This is a genomic window from Thioalkalivibrio sp. ALE20, from assembly GCF_000381405.1.
Taxonomy (GTDB): Bacteria; Pseudomonadota; Gammaproteobacteria; order Ectothiorhodospirales; family Ectothiorhodospiraceae; genus Thioalkalivibrio.
The window spans coordinates 1-20,026 of the sequence record NZ_KB906485.1; the positions used below are offsets into that span (position 1 = coordinate 1).

Here is a 20,026-nt window from a genome sequence, read left to right on the forward strand (position 1 = left end):
AGTGCCGGCCGCCGCCGGACCGATCCCGGGTCTTCGGCACCTGCACCGGTACATCGCCGATGCCGGTCTGGACCCGGCGCTCCGGCTGATAGCCATTGCGCACCACTGCCCGGCGCCCGTCCGGCAAGCGGTCCTCCGCGTAGCGCTCCATGAACGTCTGCAACTCGGCCTCCACCGCTTGCTTGATCAGATCCCGCGCCCCGCGGCGCAGCAGATCGGTCAACGGGTCCTCTGGTCCGTTCGGGATGTCTGTCGTATCGTGAGCCATGGTGGCGTATCTCCTCGGGCTGGTTGGTTGGTGGTACTTCCATTCCAGCCGGATACGCCGCCTTCCTCAATCCCCCCGTACACCACTTTCGACAGTAACTCCTCATGGAACTGCTGGACCCGGCATCGGCGAGCCAGGGGGTCATGGGCTCGGGCGATCGCAGTGACGGCTCAGCGCGCCTTTTTGGTATTATCCCGCGTACGCGACACAACCCATGGTTCCCACATGCCTCCTTGTGTCGTTATTTGGGAATGTTTATCCAGTTACGAATCAATGAGATAGTATCTTAGAACTCTCGAGGGGCAGACATCGATCCCGTGTTAGCTCTGTCTGTACTGATTGGATAATTCTGCCTACGAACCAGGGTTCGAATCCTCCCGGGCGCGCCATTATTTCGAGAAAGGGATCAGTGACTTACAGTCGCTGGTCCCTTTTTCATTTAGGGCTCTCCAGCCCTCTGTGCCCCGCTGGTGGCCAGTTCGGGGCATGGACCGTGCCGTCCAGTGTGATGTGCCCGGGTGCCCGTACCCATGACGGACCGGGTGCGAACGGGGTATCGTCCGGGATCGGATGCCAAGGGGACCCGCATGACCGAAATCGCTGCCCGACTGCGAAATGTCCGCGACAGTCTCGCCCGTCTCGAGGCCCTGGCGCGTGATGACCAGGCTGCCGCCCAACGGCTCGCGGCCGAGTTGACCCGCAATCTCAATCAGGCCATTGAGGCGGCCGCCGAGTTCGAAGGCCGCCAGGGCACGGGGGAATCCGAGGAGCCGCGGCCGCCGCGCGACCCGATCGAGAAATGTCCCCGCTGCACCCTGCGCGGGTTCACGTTTCAGGAAGGCACCATCCGCGAGAGCGCGACGCGAGCGGGGCACTACGAGGCGCTTTACCACTGCATGAGCTGCGGCTACGAGGCGTGGCGGCCGCTCTGATTCCGGCCCCTCGAGGTCACGTCAGGGCTCGCCGGGACCGTCCCGCGCGACCGCGTGCCACTCGACGGGATCGCCGACCTGCAGGATCCCGCTCTCCAGCGGACGCAGGCAGATGCCGCTGTCGTGGCGCAGGGCGGCCGCAAGGTTGTAGCCGACGACCTGATTGAGCCAGCCGCAGGGCGGTCGCGGCCGCTCAATGACGAAGCGCGCTTCGCCGATCCGCAGCTCGCCCTCGCGCGGGCTGCGTCCCAGGCCGGATACCACCAGATTGCGACGGTGTTCGCCGGGTGCAGGCTCGGCGGGCTGGCGCAGGCGCCGGGCGCGGCGTCCGGCCCGTTCGAATTCCTCCGCGCAGATCAGGGTGACACGGCAGGCCTCGACCGTGTGCCAGTGCCCGCGACCGTGCCGGTAGCGATCCCCCTGCAGGCCCGCAGGGTCGACTTCGATGCGCTCGCATGCAGTCATCGGCGCGCCGGCGTGTTCGGCGATCCAGATGGCCTCCAGCGTGCCGGTCGCGGTGCGGCGGCGGAAGAGGGGGAGCATGGTTCAGGGTGTCCCGTACACCGGCGGATGCCTCCGGCCTCCGGCGGCAGGATGACGGCGCCGGCGCGCTATTCTTCTTTGTCCTCGTCTTCCTCGCCGCTGGGGGTGATGGTGCGCCCCAGGGCGGCCGCGGTGCTGCCGGTGGCCTTGACGGTGCCGGTGGTGACGCTGACGGCGGCACTGGTGGCCGAGCTGGCCACGCTGACGGCCGCGCAGCCGCTGGCAAGCGGCAGGATGATGGCGACGAGGAGCAGCGGGCGCGCGCAGTGATGCATTCGCATGGGAGGGGCCTTGCGGGGTGGACAGGGCTACAGTCTGGCCGGAACACCCGTGCCTTGAAAAGTACGCGGCTGGGGCGCGGGTCTCATCAACGGCGCCGGCAGACCAGGAAGACTTCTTCGACGCCGTCGGTGGCGACCATGCCGGAATGGAGTTTCAGCGGTTTCTGCAGGCGCAGGCCCAGGGGCATGAGGAAGCGGTTGTAGACCTTCATGGCCACGGGCCGGTGGCGCTCGAGGAACCACATGCCCAGGTCGTTCAGCCGCGAAGAGCGGGGTTTCATGCCGAAGATCGCGCTTTGTTCCACCTCGAGCCCGTGGCGGTCGAGCAGGTCCATGAGGTGGTCGGGTTCATAGCGGCGATAATGGCCGACGATGTCGTCGAACGGCGTCCAGTATTCCGGGTGGAGCGGGGTGGAGAGCAGGACCTGTGCGCCGGGTTCGGCCACGCGGCTGATCTCCGCCAGTGCGGCCTCGTCGTCCTCCACGTGCTCGATGATGTCCAGGGCGCTCACCAGACCGAAGCTGTGGTCGGCGTGCGGCAGTTCGGAGACCGGCGCGGTATGGGTGATGCCGCCCTCCGCGGCGAGGGTATCCAGCGCCGGCGGGCTGATGTCGACGAAGTGGGTGTTCTCGATGGGCAGGCGCGGGCGCATGCCGGGGCCGACCTCGAGTCGCCGGTCGTGGCTTCGGGCCAGGCCGGAAACCAGGCCCCAGGTGTTGAAGCGTTCGGGGCGGACCAGCCGGCTGTCCGCCCATAGCTGGTCGTAGAACCGCTGGTTGACGTCGCTGACCTCCGATGCCGGAGGGGCGGCTGGATCGTGCGTCATGGGGAGGGCCGGTGTTGAGCGTGGGGCCCAGTGTAGTCGCCCGGGCCGGGGGACGCAGGTGGCGGTTCCGGGTGCTACTGGCAAAAAGGGTAATGCGTCACGTTCTCAGTGCTGCGGCGTGTCCGGCCCGGCAAGCACGGCGACCGCTTCCGCGGGCAGCCGGAGCCCGGTGGGATCCAGCCGGATGTCCGGCTCGGAACGCAGGTGCAGGGACAGGTGCGAGGCCTCCGGGGGCAGGGTGAGGGTCTGCGGCCGGGCGGCGAGGTTGCAGGCCACCACCAGATCCGGACGCAGCAGCAGGAGCCAGCGGCGGGATTCGTCGAATTCCACGCGCATGCGGTCGAGAAGATCCTCGGCGAGGGCGGCTCGGGAATGGCGGAGCCGGATCAGGGCACGGTGCCACTCGAGGAGGTCCGCATGGGGTGCATGCAGCGGTTCATCCCAGTCGAGCCGCGAGCGCTCGAAGGTTTCGGCGGCCTGCGGGTCGGGGATGCGCGCGGGATCGTGGCCGAACCCGGCGAATTCCTCGCGGCGCCCCTGACACACCGCCAAGGCCAGATCCGCGTCGCGGTGGTCGGTGAAGTACAAAAACGGCGTGGACGCGGCCCATTCCTCGCCCTGGAACAGCAGGGGGATGAACGGCGAGGTCAGCACCAGTGCGGCCCCGACCTTGAGGAGCCCCGGCGACAGGAGATGGCTGCTGCGTTCGCCGGTCGCCCGGTTGCCGATCTGGTCGTGGTTCTGCAGGCAGCCGACGAAACGTCGCCCCGGCACGTCACTGGCCGGCCGGCCGTGCGCCCGCCGGCGGTAGCGGGAGTAGCGTCCGTCCAGGGCGAAGCCGCGGGTGAGCACGCGGGCAAATTCTTCCAGACGCCCGAAATCCGCGAAATAGCCCTGCGATTCGCCGGTCAGCAGGGCGTGCAGGGCGTGGTGAAAATCCTCGTTCCACTGCGCATCCAGGCCGTACCCGCCGACCTCGACCGGCCGGATCAGGCGCGGATCGTTCGCATCGCTTTCGGCGATCAGCGCCAGCGGTCGGCCGGTCTGCGTCTCCAGGTGCCGAACCTCGTCGGCGAGGGCCTCCAGCAGGTGGGTCGCGGAGGTGTCGACGATGGCATGGACCGCGTCCAGGCGCAGGCCGTCGAAGTGATAGTCGCGCAGCCACATAAGGGCGTTGTCGAGGAAGAAGCGTCGCACCTCGTCGCTGTCGGGGCCGTCGAGGTTGACGGCATCGCCCCAGGGCGTGCTGTAGGTGTCGGTGAAATAGGGACCGAACTGACCGAGATAATTGCCGTCCGGACCCAGGTGGTTGTAAACGACATCCAGGAGCACGGCGAGTCCGCGCCGGTGGCAGGCGTCCACAAGGCGCTTCAGGCCGTCCGGGCCGCCCAGGACGTGATGCGGGGCGAACGGGCTGGTCCCGTCGTAGCCCCAGCCGCGGTCGCCGGGGAACTCGGCCACCGGCATCAGCTCGATGTGGGTGATGCCCAGCCGGACGAGGTGGTCCAGACGGTCGATCACCGCATCGAAGGTGCCGGCCGGCGTGAAGGTCCCCACGTGGATCTCCATGATGACCGCGGAGGCCAGCGGCGGGGCGCGCCATCCGGCATCGCTCCAGTCGAACCGGGAATGCTCCAGCCAGCGCGACGGCCCGTGGACGCCCTGTGGCTGCCAGGGTGAACGCGGGTCCGGGAAGGGGCCGCGATCGTCGACCCGGAAGGCGTAGTCCACGCCGTGCGTCAGGGCGGGCGCGTCCACCGCCCACCAGCCACCCTCGCGGCGCGCCATCGGGAACCGTTCGCCGGCGCATTCCAGCGTGACGTGGGCGGCGTGCGGGGCCCAGACCGTCACCCGCGTCACTGTGGCTCCCCCACCCGCTCGAGAAGGGCGACCGGGAACCCGGCCAGCAGAGCCGCGAGCGGGATATCCCCGCCTTCGAGGTCTTCCCCCGTGAGGACGTTCCGCCAGTGTCCCGGTGGCAGGGGAAGTACGGTGTCCTGCCAGTCGTCGGCCAGTCGGAGTATCAGCCGGGGCACCAGGGTCAGCACCTGGTCGCCGCGCAAAAAGGCTACGGCGTGGTCGGCCCGGGGGCCCCGGGCGGCGACCGGCTGATAGCCGCCGTCGGCCCCGAAAGCCCCGGGCCGGCGCCGACGCAGGGCCAGCGCCTCGCGCAGCAGCCACAGCTTCGGGAGGCCTTCATCGGCGCGCTCCAGGATCTCGGCGGGTGACAGCACGTCCAGTCGGGCCAGCTGCTCACGGCGCAGCCCGAAGTCCACCGGCCGCCGGTTGTCGGGATCCACCAGACTGAGGTCCCACAGCTCCGTCCCCTGGTAGGTGTCCGGCACCCCGGGTGCCGTGCACCGGATCAGGGTCTGCGCCAGGCTGTTGACCCGCCCGGGCGCCACCAGCGGCCGGTCGAAGGCCTCGAGCGCCTCGACGAATGCCCGGTCGTCCAGCAGGCCGCGGGCGAAATCCAGCACGGCCCGTTCGTAGTCCGGATCCTGGCGGGTCCAGCGCGTGTGGCGTTTCGCCTCGCGGACGGCCTTCTCCAGGTAGGCGCAGAGGCGTTCGGGATCGATGGGCCAGGCACCCACCAGCGTCTGGTAGATCAGATACTCCGTCGCGGCATCGGGGCCGGTGCTCGAGCGGTGGGGGGTGTTGCGTTCGCTCCATGCCGCCACGGCCCGGCCCCAGGCCTGCGGGATCTCCGACAACAGCAGCAAGCGGGCCCGCACGTCCTCGCTGCGCTTGGTGTCGTGGGTCGAGGTGGCGAGCATGGCGTCCGGGAGCTGCTCCAGGGCGTCGCGACAGGCGCGATGGAAATCCGCGGGGGATACCCCGAACCGGTCCGGCGCGCCGCCCACCTCGTTGAGCGCCACCAGCCGATGAAACCGGTAAAAGGCGGTGTCCTCCACGCCCTTGGCCATCGCCGGGCCGGTGAGCTGCTGAAAGCGCAGGGCCAGTTCGGCCTCCTGTTCCCCTTCCACCTCCAGCGAGAGCAGGGCGCGCAGGAAGTCCAGGAGCTCGGCATCCAGCTCCGGGGCTTCGGCATGCGCCTGTTCGATGGCGCTGCGGATGCAGCGGGCATCGGCCTCGGTCAGGTCGGCGTCCCGCGCCAGGTAGGTGCGGTAGACGGGAAAGCGGGCGGCGACCTCCAGCAGCACGTGATGCAGCTGCTCGCGGGTGTAATCACGGTGGCGGCGATGGCGTTCGCAGATCAGCACGAACAGCGAGGTCAGCCGGTGGAGTTCGCTGCCCAGAAGCTCGCGCAGGACCTGGCGCTTGCTCGCGACCACCACGGTGCCGAAATCCGCGGGCTCCCCGGTAAAGTTCTCGTACAGCGAGGTCATCGGGGGCTCCCCGGCGGGATCCACGAACAGGCCCTGGACCCGGTTCAGAAAGTCGTAGCCGGTGGTGCCCGCGATCGGCCACTGTGGTGGCAGGCGCTCGCCGGGTTCCAGGATCTTCTCCGCCACGATCCAGGCCTCCGGGCAGGCCTCGCGCAGGCGCCGGAAGTATTCTTCGGGGTCCCGCATCCCGTCGGGGTGGTCCACCCGCAGACCGTCCACGGTGCCTTCGGCCGTCCAGCGCAGGGGCAGCTCGTGGATCGCATCAAAGACCTCGCGCCGCTCCACGCGCAGCCCGGCCAGATCGTTGATGTCGAAGAAGCGGCGGTAGCCCAGATCCTCCGCAGCGGTACGCCACCAGGCAAGCCGGTAGTTCTGTTCACCGATCAGGGCGTCCAGCGCATCGGGGCTGGCGTTGATGGCATCGACCTCGGCCTGCACGGCGGCCCGTGTCCCGGCATTGTCGCGGCAGGTCTCGTCCAGCAGCCGGTGGATCACCTCCTGGTCGCGCCGGCGCCGTTCGGCCGGCTCGCCGCCGGTTACCCGCGGGCGTGGCAGGCGTGCGCAGGACTCGGCCAGAAAACCGAGCAGTTCCGGGCCGCTGCGCCGGTAGACCCGCTGGAGCAGGTCATGCAGCGAGGAGGGGTCGACGGGGAAACGGTGTTCGTAATAGTGCAGCGTGAACCGGCCTTCGGCGAACCGCAGCTGCAGTTCGCCCGCCTCGAGGATGCGGCCGTAATGGTCGCCCAGGACCGGCAGCAGCACCTTGTCGGGCCAGCGCTCTTCCGCGGCTGCCCAGTCGACGTCGAACCAGGGGGCGTGGCGGCTGGAGGGCCCGTTTTCGAGGACATCCCACCACCAGGGGTTCTGGTCGCCGGCGATCGCCATGTGATTGGGGACGATGTCCAGTACCTGTCCCATGCCGGCGCGGGCGAGAGCGACGTTCAGCCGCTGCCGCGCCGCCTCGCCGCCCAGTTCGGCATTCACGCGGCCCGGGTCGACGACATCGTAGCCATGGGTGCTGCCGGACACCGCCTGCAGGAACGGCGACAGGTAGACATGGCTGATGCCCAGATCCGCCAGATACGGCACGACCGCGACAGCGTCATCCAGGGTGAACCCCGGATGCAGCTGGAGACGGTAGGTTGCGACGGGTCGAGCGCTCACTCCTCTCACATAGCACAAAACGCCGAAGTCGGAACGCCCGGCCGGGTCGGATGCGGCTCAGGTCCGGCCCAGGTTGATGCCGGTGGAGATCAGCCCGACGTGACTGAAGGCCTGCGGGAAGTTGCCGAGAAAGGCCCCGCTGGCCGGGTCGATCTGCTCCGGCAGCAGGCCCAGCGGGCTGGCCCGGGCGCACAGTGAGTCGAAGAGCTCCATCGCCGCGTCCCGTTCGCCCTGGCCCAGAAGGTTGTCGGCCAGCCAGAAGCTGCACAGCAGGAAGGCACCCTCGTGGCCGGCCAGTCCGTCGGGCGATTCATCGGGAAGGTAGCGGAACAGCAGTCCGTCGCCGGCGCCCAGCCGACGCACCACCGCGCGAGTGGTGGCGACCATGCGTGGATGATCGGCGGGAATGACCCGCCGCAGGGGCAGGGCCAGCAGGCTGGCGTCGATCCCGCCGCCGCCGAGGTGTTCGGTCAGGGTCTGCTGCTGCGGGTCCCAGGCCTGTTCGAGGATGGCCGTGCGGATCCGCTCGCACTCGAGTTCCCAGCGTCGGGCATCGGACTCCATGCCCATGGACCGGGCCATGCGCGCCCCCCGGTCCAGTGCCACCGCGCACAGCGCCGCAGAGTAGGTGAACGGGCGCCCCGGCGTACGCACCTCCCAGATCCCGTGGTCGGGCGTCTGCCATTCCCTCGCCGCCGCTTCCACGAGGCGCCGCAGCCGGTCCCATAGCGCGGGTTCGAGTGCGCCGCCGCGACGCACCCATTGCCAGGCGCAGTCCATGATCTCGCCGAACACGTCATGCTGGCGTTGCTCGGCGGCGGCATTGCCCCACCGCACCGGCGCAGACCCGCGGTAGCCCTCGAGTCCGGGGTCGTGCCATTCCGGTGGCGGAGCGTGGCCGTCCACGTCATACAGCACGCGTGGCCGCCCGGCCCGGTCCACCGCATCGAGTACCCAGCCAAGAAAACCCTCGGCCTCGTGCCCCATGCCGATCTGGGCAAGCGCATAGACCGAGAAGGCCGCGTCGCGGATCCAGGCATAGCGGTAATCCCAGTTGCGTGGTCCCCCGATCGCCTCCGGCAGCGAGGAGGTGGGCGCGGCGATCATCGCGCCGGTCGCGGTGTAATCCATCATCTTCAGGGTGATTGCGGAGCGGCGGACCAGTGCCGTCTGCGGACCCTGGTAGCGGAACGAGCGCATCCAGTCGCGCCAGACCGCGATGGTGTCCGCGAGGAGTTCTTCCGGCGGGCGGGGATGGAAGCGGTGCCCCGCGGATTCCCAGCTGAGGATGAGGTGGTGGCGTTCGCCCGCGGACAGCTCGTGGGTGGTGTCCAGCCCGGCCAGCGGGAGCGAGGAGGTCAGGTGCGGCTCGAGCTCCGGGCGACGCTGCAGGCGCAGCTGCAGGCCCGCGGCATGCGGTCGGCACTCGGTGTCACCGCGCGGTTCCAGCCGGACCCGCAGGCGCACGCGCCCCTCCACCACCTCGATCATCCGCAGGAGTTCGCCGCGCCCGGCGGGGGCATCTTCGGACAGGTCGGCGCCGGCGCGGAAGGTCAGCGCGTCGGTCACGCGGACGCGTCCCTCCGGCCCCGAAAGGTCCGTTACGAGCACCCCGGTGTCCGGCTCGTAGCGCTGCGTGGCACCGGTCAGGTTTTCCGGGGCCACCGTGAAAAAGCCGCCGTTACGGTGGTCCAGCAGGCCGCAGAACAGTGCGTCGGAATCGAACCGCGGGACGCAAAGCCAGGAGATGGAGCCGTCGCGCCCCACCAGGGCCGCGGTGGTGCCGTCGCCGATCAGCCCGTGGTCCTCGATCGGGAGGTAGCCATCGCGCGGGTACGGGGGCAGCTCGGTGGCGTTCAACGGAACCCCCTGCAGTCTTGTCGTTAGCCAGAAGATTGGGGTTTCGTGACGAATCCTGTCAATGCGTATGATGGACATCGCATTGCCCACCAAGTCGCGCGGGCGCCGTCCCGCCGGAGGCCAGCGGATGAGCGTTCAGACCGTCGACGAACTCCTCGCCTCGCGTTCCCCCGAGTCGGGTCGCGAGGCGGTGGTGGCCATGACCCGCGATGGCCACGAGACCACCGAGCGGGCCGAACTGCTCGAAAGGGCCGCGAGACTGGCGGCCGGGCTGCGCGCGGCGGGCCTGGAACGCGGGGACCGCGTGGTGCTGCTGGCCCCCAACAGCCCGGACTGGATCGTCGCGGCCCTGGGCGTGATGAATGCCGGCGGCAGCGTGGTGCCCCTGGATACGCAGATGCCGTCCGAGGACCTGCACCACGTCCTTGCGGACTCGACCCCGCGCTTCGTCTTCACCACCTCGGGGCTGGAAGAGCGGCTGGCGGATATCCCCGGCGACTGGCAGGTCCGCCTGTTCGACGCCGCAACGGATGCCCCGAATGCCTGGGCGAGCCTGCTGCAGGCCGAGCCCGACGGCTCGATCGCTCAGGCCGGGGATGTGGCCGCGGTGTTCTACACCTCCGGCACCACCGGTCCGCCCAAGGGCGTGCCGCTGACCCACCGCAACCTGGCCAGCAACGTGGAGGCCCTGTGCGCCGAAGAGGTCGCGGACCATAAGGATCGAGTGCTGGTGCCGCTGCCGTTCCACCACGTGTATCCGTTCACGGTCGGCATCCTGGTGCCGCTGACCCTGGGGGCCTCCATCATCGTGCCGTTTTCCCTGGTCGGGCCGCAGATTGTGCGCGGTCTGCGCGACGGCGAGGCGACCGTGATGCTGGGCGTGCCCCGCCTCTACGAGGCCGTGTGGAAGGCGCTGCAGGATCGCGTGGCCGGCCGCGGGCGGGTACCGGCGCTGCTGTTCCGCGCGATGCTGGGGCTGTCGAAACTGGCGCGCCAGCGCTTCGGCCTGCGCCTGGGTCGTCGCCTGTTCGTGAGCCTGCACCAGCGCTTGGCGCCGCGCCTGCGCATGGTGGTGGCCGGGGGCGCGGCGCTCGACCCCGCGCTGGGCCGCAACCTGCAGGCACTGGGCTGGGAAGTGGCGACCGGCTACGGCCTCAGCGAGACCTCGCCGATTCTCACCTACAACCCCCCGGAGCGGGTGCGTCTGGACGCCGCGGGGGTGGCGCTGCCGGGGGTCGAACTGGCCATCGACGACGGCGGATCCGGCGATGGCCGGGGCGAGGTGATGGCCCGCGGGCCGAACGTATTCGCCGGCTATCTCAATCTCCCGGAAAAGACTGCGAAGGTCCTGGACGCGGACGGCTGGTACCGTACCGGAGATACCGGCGAGATCGATGCGGATGGATTCCTTTATCTGCACGGTCGTGAATCCGCCATGATCGTGCTTTCCGGTGGCGAAAACATCGATCCCGAACGCGTGGAGGGCGCGCTGCAGTCGGCCGAAGGCGTCCGCGAGGCGGGCGTGCTGGAGCATGACGACCGGCTGGCGGTCGTGGCGGTGCCGGATGCAGGCCTGATGCGTGAGGCCGCCGGCGAAGAGCTCGAACGGCGGACCCGCGAGGCCGTCAACGAAGCGGCCAAGTCGCTGCCCACCCATCACCGCCCGGGCGTGGTGCGCGTCGCGCTCGATCCCCTGCCGCGCACGCGTCTGGGCAAGCTGCGCCGGCACAAGCTGGAAGAACTGTTCGAGGAGCTGGGGCGCGAGGACGCGGTCTCGCGCGCCCGCCCGGAGCCGGTGTCGCCGGAATCCATGGCCCCGGAGGACCAGCAGCTGCTGTCCGACCCGGGCGCCGAGCGCACCTGGAACTACCTCGCCGAGCGTTTCCACGACCGGCGCCTGACCCCGGACACCGGTCTGGCCGAGGAGCTGGGCATCGATTCGCTGAGCTGGGTCGACCTGACCCTGGCGCTGCAGGATCGCGCCGGGATCGATCTGGACGACTCGGCGATCGAACGGGTCGAAACGGTGCGCGATCTGCTGCAGGAGGCGGCCGCCGCGGGCGTGGCCCGCGAGGGGCAGGCCGATCTGAAGGAACAGCTCGCGGATCCGGAGTCGCTGCTGGAGGCCGACCAGCAGACTGCGCTGGAAGCGCCCGGCCCGCTGCGCCGCGCCGCGGGGATGGTGTTGCTGGCCGGCGCGCGGGTGCTCTCACGGCTGCTGATGCGCGTGGAGGTGCACGGTCGGCTTCCGGCCAGTGCCCCGTACGTGATTGCCCCGCGCCATCTCAGCTTCGTCGATGCGCTCGCGCTGCTGCCGGCGCTGGACCGGCAGCGCCTCGAGTCGCTGTACTGGGCCGGTTTCCAGGGTTACCTGTTCACCGGCCCGCTGTCGCGGGCCTTCAGCCGCACGGCGCGGATCCTGCCGGTGGACCCGGGGGCCGCGCCGCGTCGCAGCCTGGCCCTTGCGGCGGCCAGTCTGCAGCGCGGTCACGGACTGATCTGGTTCCCCGAGGGCCAGCGCTCGCCGGACGGAAGCCTGCAGCCCCTGCGTCCCGGCATCGGGCTGGTGCTGGCCGCGCAGCCCGTCCCCGTCGTGCCCGTGTGGATCGAGGGCACCCGCGAGGTGATGGCCCCGGGGCAGCGTCTCCCGCGGCCGGGCGGGAAGGTGCGCATCGTGATCGGGGACCCGGTGGATCCGACGACCGCCGGCGGGGATGAACGGGCGATCGTCCGCGACCTCCAGGCGGCACTGGAGGAACTGGGGCAGAAATGACCCGGTTGCCGCATGCCGAATGCCGGAAATGATCGGCAAGGGTGCTCCGGGGACACTGGAACGATCCGGGGATGCGTGAGGATCCGGGGCGCCGCATGGAGCGGCGCGGCCGTGCTCGGGAAGATTCTGGCATGCGTTTCGCTTGGCAAGGTTGCCCCGGCTCCGTTCATTTGGAGCGGGAAAACCTTTCGAGCAGGAGCACGCCATGATCAACAGTATCGGACCCAATCCGGCCACCATGGCCCAGACGGCGGGCATGAACGGACCGAATGGCGCCGGGAACCAGGGCCCCGCGGCCGCGGCCGGGCAGAACCCGGCGGGCCAGGCGACCGGGCAGGCCGCCGGCATGGCCGCGGCGCAGCAGGCCCAACCGGCCCAGGCGGGCGCACAGGGAGGCATGCAGGCGGCGCAGCCGGCTCAGGCCGCAGCCAGCCCGGCCATGGGGCAGGCCCAGCCCGCACAGAACGCCACCCAGGCGGCCGCTACCCAGAGCCCGGCGGCTCCGACCGGTTCCACCGGCAACACCGGGAGTACCTCCGGAATTGGCGGCACCGAAGCGACGCAGTCCGCGGGCGAGATCGATACCGGACTGTCCGTCGATTCGGAGATGCAGGCGGGCGATTCCTCGACGGACACCGGCTCTGGCAACCCGGATAACGGCGCCGCGCAGGACGAACCGGGCGCCGAGGAAGAGATGGGCTCCACCTTCATGGCGGACGGCAGCCTGGCCAGCACGGGCCCGGATACCACCGGCTCCAGCGTCAACATTCAGGCCTGATCGACCCGGAGACCTGTCCGTTCCCGGAGTGGCCGGCGATTTGCTAGTCCCTCCGGCATGGACTGGACGGGGACACAACGAATCCGGATCCGGGCTCGCGGGGGGCGCCGTACGCCCGGGTGCCGCGGGTGTGGCAATGTGCCACATGGGTCGCGCCGACCTGTCGCGTTTCGACACATAACCCCGAACTTCGAGCTCGGGGCCGAAGTTGCTGGCGCGAGCAGGGTGGCCGCATGACCGCCCTCTCGGCATCGCGCCTGGAGGGCCTGGATCTGGCGCGTGCGCTGGCCGTGGCCGGCATGCTGTCGGCGCATGTCGGGCCGGTGGGCCTGGAGACGCTCGGCGGGCAGCTGTACGCGTTGCCTCAGGGTCGGGCGTCGGTGCTGTTCATGCTGCTGGCCGGGGTGGGCGTATCTTTCCTGGCCGCCTCCCGGCGTCCGCGACGTGGCGGGGCCGAGGCCCAGTTGCTGTGGCGGGCCGCGCTGCTCTTCCTGATCGGGCTGGGGCTGCAGGCCCTGGAGCCCGACGCCATCTACGTGATCCTGCCGGCCTACGCGGCACTGTTCGTGCTGGCGATCGCCATGCTGCGCATGCCGTCACCCGGACTGCTGGCCATCGCTGCATTGATGCTGGCCCTCGGTCCGGCGATCTTTCTGCACGGGCAGCTGACCAGCCCCGAGGTGTTCGACCGTTCGCCCGTGATGCCGGGGCTTGCCGCGGGCGAGATGCTGCACCGTCTGGTGCTGTCCGGCCCGTATCCGCTGGTGACCTGGATCGTGCCGTTTGCGGTCGGGATGTGGCTGGGCCGGCTTGATCTGCGCAGTACCGCCGTGCGCCGGCGTCTGGTCGTGGTCGGGGCGGTGGGGACGGCCGGGGTGCTGCTGGCCAGCGCCGGGCTGCAGCGGGCACTGGGAGTGGATGCCGACGACTGGGGCTGGAACCGGTTGCTGGTCACGCAGCCCCACAGTCAGATGCTGTTGTGGCTGGCCGGCTCCGTGCTGACCGCCGGCGCGGTGCTGGGGCTGTGCCTGCTCCTCGCCGATCGGGCGCGCCGCTGGCTGTGGCCCTTGATCGCGTCCGGGCAGCTGGCGCTGACCTTCTACGTGACCCACCTCCTGGTGCTCTGGCTGCTGCGGGAGACACTCGAGAGTTCGGGTCTGGGCGACCACGTGATGGACTCCCCCGCGATCGCGACCGCGTTGACCCTGCTGGCGATGGCGGCCTTCGCCGCTTTCGCGGTCCTGTGGCGTTCACGGTTCCACCGCGGTCCACTGGAGAGCCTGCTTTTTCTGCCGTGGATCGCAGGGCGGCAGGGCCGGGACCGGCCCCGCTGAACGGGCTTTGAGCCGTGTCGCCCCCTCCTTTTGGAGGGGGCGTTCTTTTGAGCATTGCGCGATCCTCTCAAGGGGAACATCGGGCCAATCAATGGCACTGAGGGGAGCGGACAATGTACGGAAAACTCTGGCGCCGGGCCGTGGCCGGCGGTTTGCTGGCCGGTGCGTTTGGCGTGACGTCGCCGGTGGTGGCCGATGAGCATGTGAGCATCATGGTGTTCGATGCCTCGGGGTCCATGTGGGCGCGGATGGAAGACGACAAGTCGCGCATCGAGGTGGCGCGCGAGGTGGTCGACGAGTTCGCGGCCAGTCGCGACGCCGGCATTCCCTTCGGTGTGGTGGCCTACGGGCATACCCGCCGAGGGGACTGCGACGACATCGAGGCCGTGCTGCCGCTGGGTACCCACGAGGGTGACGAGATCGCGCGCACGATCCACGATCTCAATCCGCAGGGCATGACGCCGCTGACCGACTCCATGGCCAGGGCCCGGGAGATGATCCCGCGCACGGCCGAGTCCGCGGACATCATCCTGGTGACCGATGGCCTGGAAAACTGCGGTGGCGATCCCTGTGCGCTGGCCGCCGAGATGGCGGAGGAGGGCATCGACCTGCGCGCCCATGTGGTCGGCTTTGCGCTCGAGGAGGAAGAGGTTCAGACCCTCTCCTGTGTGCCGGAGCAGACCGGTGGCCAGCTGTTCACCACGCAATCCGGCGAGGAACTCAGTGCCGCCCTGGACGAGATCGCGGTAGCGGAACCCGAGGCGCTGCGTGTGCAGCTGCGCGCGCTCGACGAACGCAATCCCGAAGAGCACCTGCGCCGGGTGGACTGGGAGGTGGCCGACGAGGCGGGCGAGTCGATCTTCTCCGGGGAGTCGCGGGGCATCATCGACCTGGAGCTGATGCCCGGTGATTACACGGTCGAGGCCGAAGCGGAGGTCTTCGCCGGCGGGACCGAGTTCGAGATCACCCCGCAGACCGACGAGCCGGTCGACATCATGATGGCGAAGACGCAGGCCACGCTGGAGCTGAGCGCCGAGGACGCCGCAACCGGCGAAGCTCTGGGCGGGGTCGACTGGGTCGCGCTGAACGTGGAGACCGAGGAATCGGTCGAGGCCCGCAGCGAGGATGCCGATCCGCTGGAACTCCACCTGGAGCCCGGGGAATACCGCATCATTGCCGAACGCGGCGCGACGAGCGGTGATGCGCGGGAGATGGCGACCCTCGCGGAAGACCGGGAAGTGGTCGTGACGCTCGAACAGGAACTGCCGGACGCCGAGCTTCATGCCCCGGACACCGCCGGCGTCGGTTCCATGGTCGACGTCGGCTGGGACGGGCCCGGCGAGGATCGTGACTTCATTGCCGTGGTGGAGCCGGGCGCGCCCGAGGATGATACGGGCCATTCACGCCGCGCCAGCGACCGCGTGCAGGGCGAGGAGCAGGTAACCCTGCAGATGCCGGATGCTCTCGGGCCCCACGAGCTGCGTTACGTGCATCGGGAAACAGGGGCGGTCCTGGCCACTCGCACCATCGAGCTGGAGCCGGTGGAGGCAACCGTTTCCGCATCCGAGGAGGTTTCGGCCGGGGCGCAGTTCGAGGTCGAGTGGGAAGGTCCGGTCAACCGGAACGACTACATCGCGATCGTGGAAGCCGGGGCCCCGGACGACGACACCGGGCATGGCCGGCGGGCCACTGCGCGGGTTTCGGAGGACGGCGAGCCGGTGACCATCCAGGCCCCGGATGCGCTGGGCACCTACGAGGTGCGCTACGTGCTGCGCGACAGTCGCCGGGTGCTGGCCTCCCAGGAGGTGACGCTGACCCCGGTGGAGGCGTCCGTCTCGCCACCCGAAGAGGTTCCGGCCGGGTCGCGGTTCGAGGTCGAATGGGAAGGTCCGGTCAACCGGAACGATTACATCGCGATCGTGGCGGCGGGGGCGCCGGACGATGAAACCGGGCATTCCCGCCGCGCCAACACCCGGGTTTCGGAAGACGGCGAGCCGGTGACCATCCAGGCCCCGGATGCGCTGGGTACCCACGAGGTGCGCTATGTGCTTCGCGAGAGTCGCCGGGTGCTGGCCTCGCAGGAGGTGACGCTGACCCCGGTCGAGGCGTCGCTGGAAGCGCCGGACATCGTGCTGCCGGGTGCCGATTTCGAAGTGCGGTGGGAGGGACCGGAGAATCGCAACGACTTCGTGGCCATCGTGGAGCCGGACGCGCCCGAAGGTGACAGCGGTGACAGCCGCAGCGCCAGCAGTCGTGTCTCCGGCGACACCGAGACCCTGACCGCGCCGGACGAGGAGGGCGAGTACGAGATCCGCTACGTGATCCACGAGTCCGGCCGCACCCTGGAGGCCATTCCGATTACCGTCGGCGGTACCGATGTGACCCTTTCGGCCGAAGATTCCGTGGCCGCCCGGAGTACGGTGGAGGTGAGCTTCACCGGACCGGGGCGCTTCGAGGATCTGATCGAGATCGTCAAGGCCGGCGCGGACCCGGACGACAGCGCGGTGCAGGATGCACGGGCCTCGCAGGGCAGTCCGGTGCAGCTGTTCGCGCCTTCCAGTGCGGGCAGCTACGAGATCCGCTACCGCGCTTCCGACAGCGGCGAGGTGCTCGAGAGCATCCCGCTGGAGGTGGAATAGGAGCCGGGGGCTCAGGCTTTCACCAGGGGCAGGCGCCCCTGGTCGACCCGGCGCAGGCCGTACACCAGGTCAGCGACGGGCGAGGCCGGTGCCATGTTCGGACCGGGGAGCGGACCGGGCGGAAGGATTCGCCCGTATGCCCCCGGCGGGTGCACAATATGGCCTGTTTCAGGCCTGCAGGACGCCCCGGGCAGCACCTCGTACATGGTGGATCATCGGCAATGACGGCTTTATCAACCGAAGCAGAAGTCCGGGCGGCGGTGGAGCGGTATTTCGATCGCTACTTCCGCGAGCGCGACCTCGTTGCTACATGTGAGCTGCTGAGCCCCTCCATGCACGGCATCGGGACCGGTTCCGGCGAGGTCTGCTTTACCCGGGAGGCGTCCGAGCAGCTCTACCGGCACGACATCGAGCAGGCGCCGAATCCGGTGCAATACTCCCTGCGGGATCTGCATGTGTCGCAGCCGGCGCCAGGGGTGGCGATCGCCAGCTGTGTGCTGGATCTGCACACGACCATTGCGCGTCAGGCCGTGCGCTTCAACGGAGTGCGACACAGCCTGGTGTGGAGCCGGCACGATGACGTCTGGCGCCTGGAGCACATCCACGTGTCCTTCCCCGGTGTGGAGCACGGTGACGATGAAGCCTACCCGGCCAAGGAGCTGGAAGACCGCAATGCGGTGCTGGAGCGAAGGGTGGACGAGCGCACGGCCGAGCTCCACGAGGCGCTGGCACGGATCGATCGTCTCGCTCGCACCGATTCGCTGACCGGCCTGGCCAACCGTCGCAGCATCGATGAAACCCTGCAACGGGCCCTTGCGCAGACGGGTGGCGGGGCCTCGACGCTGGCCGTGATTCTGCTGGATCTGGATCGGTTCAAGCGGATCAACGACGTGCACGGTCACCTCGAGGGAGACCGGATCCTGAAGGCGCTGTCCGGCATCCTGGCGCGGACTGTCGAGGGCGCGGGCCACGTCGGGCGCTGGGGCGGCGAGGAGTTGGTCATTATCGCGCACGAGATGGATCTGACCGTCGCCTGGCATCTTGCGGAGACCATCCGTGGCGAGATCCACGGCCTGCGCGATCCCGACGGGGTCTCCGTGACCGGCAGTCTGGGCGTGGTGGAGGCTCGTGCCGGGGATACTCATGAAACCCTGATGGCGCGTGCGGACCTGGCCCTGTATGCCGCCAAGGCCGGCGGACGCGATCGCGTGGAGCGCGGCTGACCCCCACGGCTCTCGCGTTTCGTGTATAGTGCGCAGCTGACCGTGTGGTCATTCCTTTTCGCCGGGCCCGGGGCACGCCAGTGCCGTCGCTGTTTCCGGCCCGTGTGAGTACTGTGTGATGTCCGAATCTCCCTCCTTTGACCAGCTCGGTCTGTCCGAGTCGCTGGTCCGTGCCCTGTCGAATCTGGGCTTTGCCACCCCCACCGCGGTCCAGGCCGCCTGCATCCCCGCCCTGCTGGGTGGTTGCGACGTGCTGGGCGAGGCCCAGACCGGCACCGGCAAGACCGGCGCGTTCGGCCTGCCGCTGGTGGATGGCGTGGACGCGGCCCTGAAGGCGCCGCAGGCGCTGGTGCTGGCCCCCACCCGCGAGCTGGCCGGTCAGGTGGCCGACGCCCTGAGCGGTTTCGCGGCGGGTCTGGACGGCATCGAGATCCTGCCGGTCTACGGCGGCCAGCCGATGGGTCAGCAGCTGCGTGCCCTGCGCGACGGGGCCCAGGTGGTGGTCGGTACGCCCGGCCGCGTGGCCGACCACGTCCGCCGCGGGAGCCTCGACCTGTCCAGCCTGCGCATGGTGGTGCTGGACGAGGCCGACGAGATGCTGCGCATGGGCTTCGTCGAGGAGATCGAGTGGCTGCTGGAGCAGACCCCGGCCGAGCGCCAGACCACGCTGTTCTCCGCGACCATGCCGGCGCCGATCCGGCGCATCGCGCACCGTCACATGCGCGAACCGGAAGAGATCCGCGTGGGTGCGGGCAACGAGGCCGGCGTCGACATCGACCAGAGCTACTGCCTGGTCGATCAGCGCAACAAGCTCGAGGCCCTGACCCGCCTGATGGAGACCGAGCCGGATCTGGATGCGGCGGTGGTCTTTGCCCGCACCAAGGCCGCGACGGTCGAGATCGCCGACCGGCTGGGCGCCGCCGGCGTGGCCGCCTCGGCGCTGAACGGCGACATGGAGCAGGGCGAGCGCGAGCGCGTGGTCGCCAACCTGCGCGACGGTCGTCTGGACGTGATCGTGGCCACCGACGTGGCCGCGCGCGGGATCGACGTCCCGCGCATCAGCCACGTGTTCAACTTCGATGCCCCGGGCGATGCCGAGGTCTACGTGCACCGGATCGGGCGTACCGGCCGCGCCGGGCGCAAGGGCCGGGCGATCCTGTTCCTGGAACCGCGCAAGCGGCGCATGCTGAAAGACATCGAGCGTCTGACCGGCAAGTCCGTACGTGAACAGGCCGTGCCCGACCGCGAGGCGGTTCGGGCACGGCGCGAGGATCGATTCGCCGAACGCGTGCGGGCTGCCGTGGCGGATGACGCCGGGGGCCGTCACGCGGCCCTGGTGGAACGCCTGCTGGCCGATGGCGAGACCTCGCCGCAGGATCTGGCCGGCGCCCTGGTGGCCCTGGCCACCGAGGGCTCCCCGCTGGATGCCTCCGCCACCGCCGGTGCCGACCCGCTGGCCGGTGCGGCCCGTGCCGGTCGCGACGACCGCTCCGGCGGCCGGGATCGTGGCGAGCGTACCAACAAGCGCCGCGAAGGCGGTCGTCAGGGCGATCGTGATGCGGGCCCCGAATCCGGCATGGTGCGCTACTACATGCCCGTGGGACGCACGCACGGCGTCGCGCCGGGCGCGATCGTCGGCGCGCTGGCGAACGAGGGCGGGCTCAAGGGCCGCGACATCGGCCGTATCGGGCTGCAGCAGGAGCACTCGCACGTGGACCTGCCGGAGAGCCTGGACGAGGGCGCGATCCGCAAGCTGGGCGGCATTCACGTCGCCAACCGCCGCCTCGGCCTGACGCTGGAGATCCCGGCCCCGCAGGGCCCGAGCCACGACGCGCCGGCGCGCAAGTCGAAGCCCGCATCCCGCAAGCCCGCCGGTGGCAAGCCGGCGACCGGCAAGCGCCCCGCGTATCAGGCGACGGGCAAGGGCTCCGGACGGGCTTCGGGCAAGGGCCAGAGCAAGAACAGTACCGGAACCCTGGGCATCCGCCGCAAGGCCGCCAACGGCTGACCGCGACCGCCCCATCCGGATGGCGGATGGGGCGGCGCATGGCGGG

14 protein-coding genes are annotated in these 20,026 nt (G+C 69.8%); 7 read left to right on the forward strand and 7 right to left on the reverse strand.

From position 1 onward, the window contains the following. Window positions 1-268 (reverse strand): transposase (locus F790_RS0112945; protein WP_198004669.1); only part of this gene is annotated, 268 nt, incomplete at its 3' end. Between the two features lie 587 nt (window positions 269-855). Between F790_RS0112945 and F790_RS0112950 the strand changes: the two genes are divergently transcribed. Continuing rightward, window positions 856-1,200 carry a hypothetical protein gene (locus tag F790_RS0112950; protein ID WP_019022220.1) on the forward strand — a complete coding sequence of 115 codons (345 nt, stop codon included), beginning with the start codon at window positions 856-858 and terminating at the stop codon, window positions 1,198-1,200. A 21-nt stretch (window positions 1,201-1,221) separates the two neighbouring features. Here the strand turns inward: F790_RS0112950 and F790_RS0112955 are convergent, their stop codons facing one another. From F790_RS0112955 to F790_RS0112980, 6 genes are all read right to left on the reverse strand, one after another. Then, entirely contained in the window at window positions 1,222-1,743 is a 522-nt protein-coding gene (locus F790_RS0112955) for an MOSC domain-containing protein (protein ID WP_019591945.1), read from the reverse strand. 68 nt (window positions 1,744-1,811) lie between these two features. Then, window positions 1,812-2,018, reverse strand: a complete 207-nt coding sequence (locus F790_RS0112960) for a hypothetical protein (RefSeq protein ID WP_019590421.1) — start codon at window positions 2,016-2,018, stop codon at window positions 1,812-1,814. A 92-nt stretch (window positions 2,019-2,110) separates the two neighbouring features. Further along, window positions 2,111-2,851 (reverse strand): bifunctional 2-polyprenyl-6-hydroxyphenol methylase/3-demethylubiquinol 3-O-methyltransferase UbiG, encoded by a 741-nt coding sequence (locus tag F790_RS0112965; protein ID WP_019591946.1) that lies wholly within the window; start codon window positions 2,849-2,851, stop codon window positions 2,111-2,113. A 105-nt stretch (window positions 2,852-2,956) separates the two neighbouring features. After that, the gene (treZ, locus tag F790_RS0112970) at window positions 2,957-4,711 is read right to left on the reverse strand and encodes a malto-oligosyltrehalose trehalohydrolase (protein ID WP_019591947.1); all 1,755 of its coding nucleotides are present in this window, start codon (window positions 4,709-4,711) and stop codon (window positions 2,957-2,959) included. Further along, on the reverse strand, window positions 4,708-7,365 hold the full coding sequence (gene treY / locus F790_RS0112975; RefSeq protein WP_026332975.1) for a malto-oligosyltrehalose synthase: 2,658 nt from the start codon (window positions 7,363-7,365) through the stop codon (window positions 4,708-4,710). Before treY ends, treZ begins: the two co-directional genes overlap by 4 nt. 57 nt (window positions 7,366-7,422) lie before the next feature. Continuing rightward, the gene (locus F790_RS0112980) at window positions 7,423-9,225 is read right to left on the reverse strand and encodes a glycoside hydrolase family 15 protein (protein ID WP_019591949.1); all 1,803 of its coding nucleotides are present in this window, start codon (window positions 9,223-9,225) and stop codon (window positions 7,423-7,425) included. A gap of 127 nt (window positions 9,226-9,352) precedes the next feature. Between F790_RS0112980 and F790_RS0112985 the strand changes: the two genes are divergently transcribed. The 6 genes from F790_RS0112985 (at window position 9,353) to F790_RS0113015 (ending at window position 19,980) form a co-directional block, all read left to right on the forward strand. Then, on the forward strand, window positions 9,353-11,998 hold the full coding sequence (locus F790_RS0112985; protein WP_019591950.1) for an AMP-binding protein: 2,646 nt from the start codon (window positions 9,353-9,355) through the stop codon (window positions 11,996-11,998). 205 nt (window positions 11,999-12,203) lie between these two features. Beyond that, entirely contained in the window at window positions 12,204-12,776 is a 573-nt protein-coding gene (locus F790_RS0112990; RefSeq protein ID WP_018870854.1) for a hypothetical protein, read from the forward strand. 233 nt (window positions 12,777-13,009) lie between these two features. Continuing rightward, the gene (locus tag F790_RS0112995) at window positions 13,010-14,110 is read left to right on the forward strand and encodes an acyltransferase family protein (protein ID WP_019591951.1); all 1,101 of its coding nucleotides are present in this window, start codon (window positions 13,010-13,012) and stop codon (window positions 14,108-14,110) included. A gap of 113 nt (window positions 14,111-14,223) precedes the next feature. Beyond that, entirely contained in the window at window positions 14,224-16,749 is a 2,526-nt protein-coding gene (locus F790_RS0113000) for a VWA domain-containing protein (RefSeq protein ID WP_019591952.1), read from the forward strand. 221 nt (window positions 16,750-16,970) lie between these two features. Then, window positions 16,971-17,972 (forward strand): diguanylate cyclase domain-containing protein, encoded by a 1,002-nt coding sequence (locus tag F790_RS0113010; RefSeq protein WP_026332976.1) that lies wholly within the window; start codon window positions 16,971-16,973, stop codon window positions 17,970-17,972. A 118-nt stretch (window positions 17,973-18,090) separates the two neighbouring features. Continuing rightward, complete coding sequence (locus F790_RS0113015; protein WP_019022208.1) at window positions 18,091-19,980, forward strand: DEAD/DEAH box helicase; 1,890 nt, start codon at window positions 18,091-18,093, stop codon at window positions 19,978-19,980. The last annotated feature ends 46 nt before the right edge of the window (window positions 19,981-20,026 follow it).

Coding starts and splice junctions, on each gene's coding strand:
- F790_RS0112950 (WP_019022220.1), top strand. CDS start 856: ATGACCGAAATCGCTGCCCGACTGCGAAATGTCCGCGACAGTCTCGCC.
- F790_RS0112955 (WP_019591945.1), bottom strand. CDS start 1,743: ATGCTCCCCCTCTTCCGCCGCCGCACCGCGACCGGCACGCTGGAGGCC.
- F790_RS0112960 (WP_019590421.1), bottom strand. CDS start 2,018: ATGCATCACTGCGCGCGCCCGCTGCTCCTCGTCGCCATCATCCTGCCG.
- F790_RS0112965 (WP_019591946.1), bottom strand. CDS start 2,851: ATGACGCACGATCCAGCCGCCCCTCCGGCATCGGAGGTCAGCGACGTC.
- F790_RS0112985 (WP_019591950.1), top strand. CDS start 9,353: ATGAGCGTTCAGACCGTCGACGAACTCCTCGCCTCGCGTTCCCCCGAG.
- F790_RS0112990 (WP_018870854.1), top strand. CDS start 12,204: ATGATCAACAGTATCGGACCCAATCCGGCCACCATGGCCCAGACGGCG.
- F790_RS0112995 (WP_019591951.1), top strand. CDS start 13,010: ATGACCGCCCTCTCGGCATCGCGCCTGGAGGGCCTGGATCTGGCGCGT.
- F790_RS0113000 (WP_019591952.1), top strand. CDS start 14,224: ATGTACGGAAAACTCTGGCGCCGGGCCGTGGCCGGCGGTTTGCTGGCC.
- F790_RS0113010 (WP_026332976.1), top strand. CDS start 16,971: ATGACGGCTTTATCAACCGAAGCAGAAGTCCGGGCGGCGGTGGAGCGG.
- F790_RS0113015 (WP_019022208.1), top strand. CDS start 18,091: ATGTCCGAATCTCCCTCCTTTGACCAGCTCGGTCTGTCCGAGTCGCTG.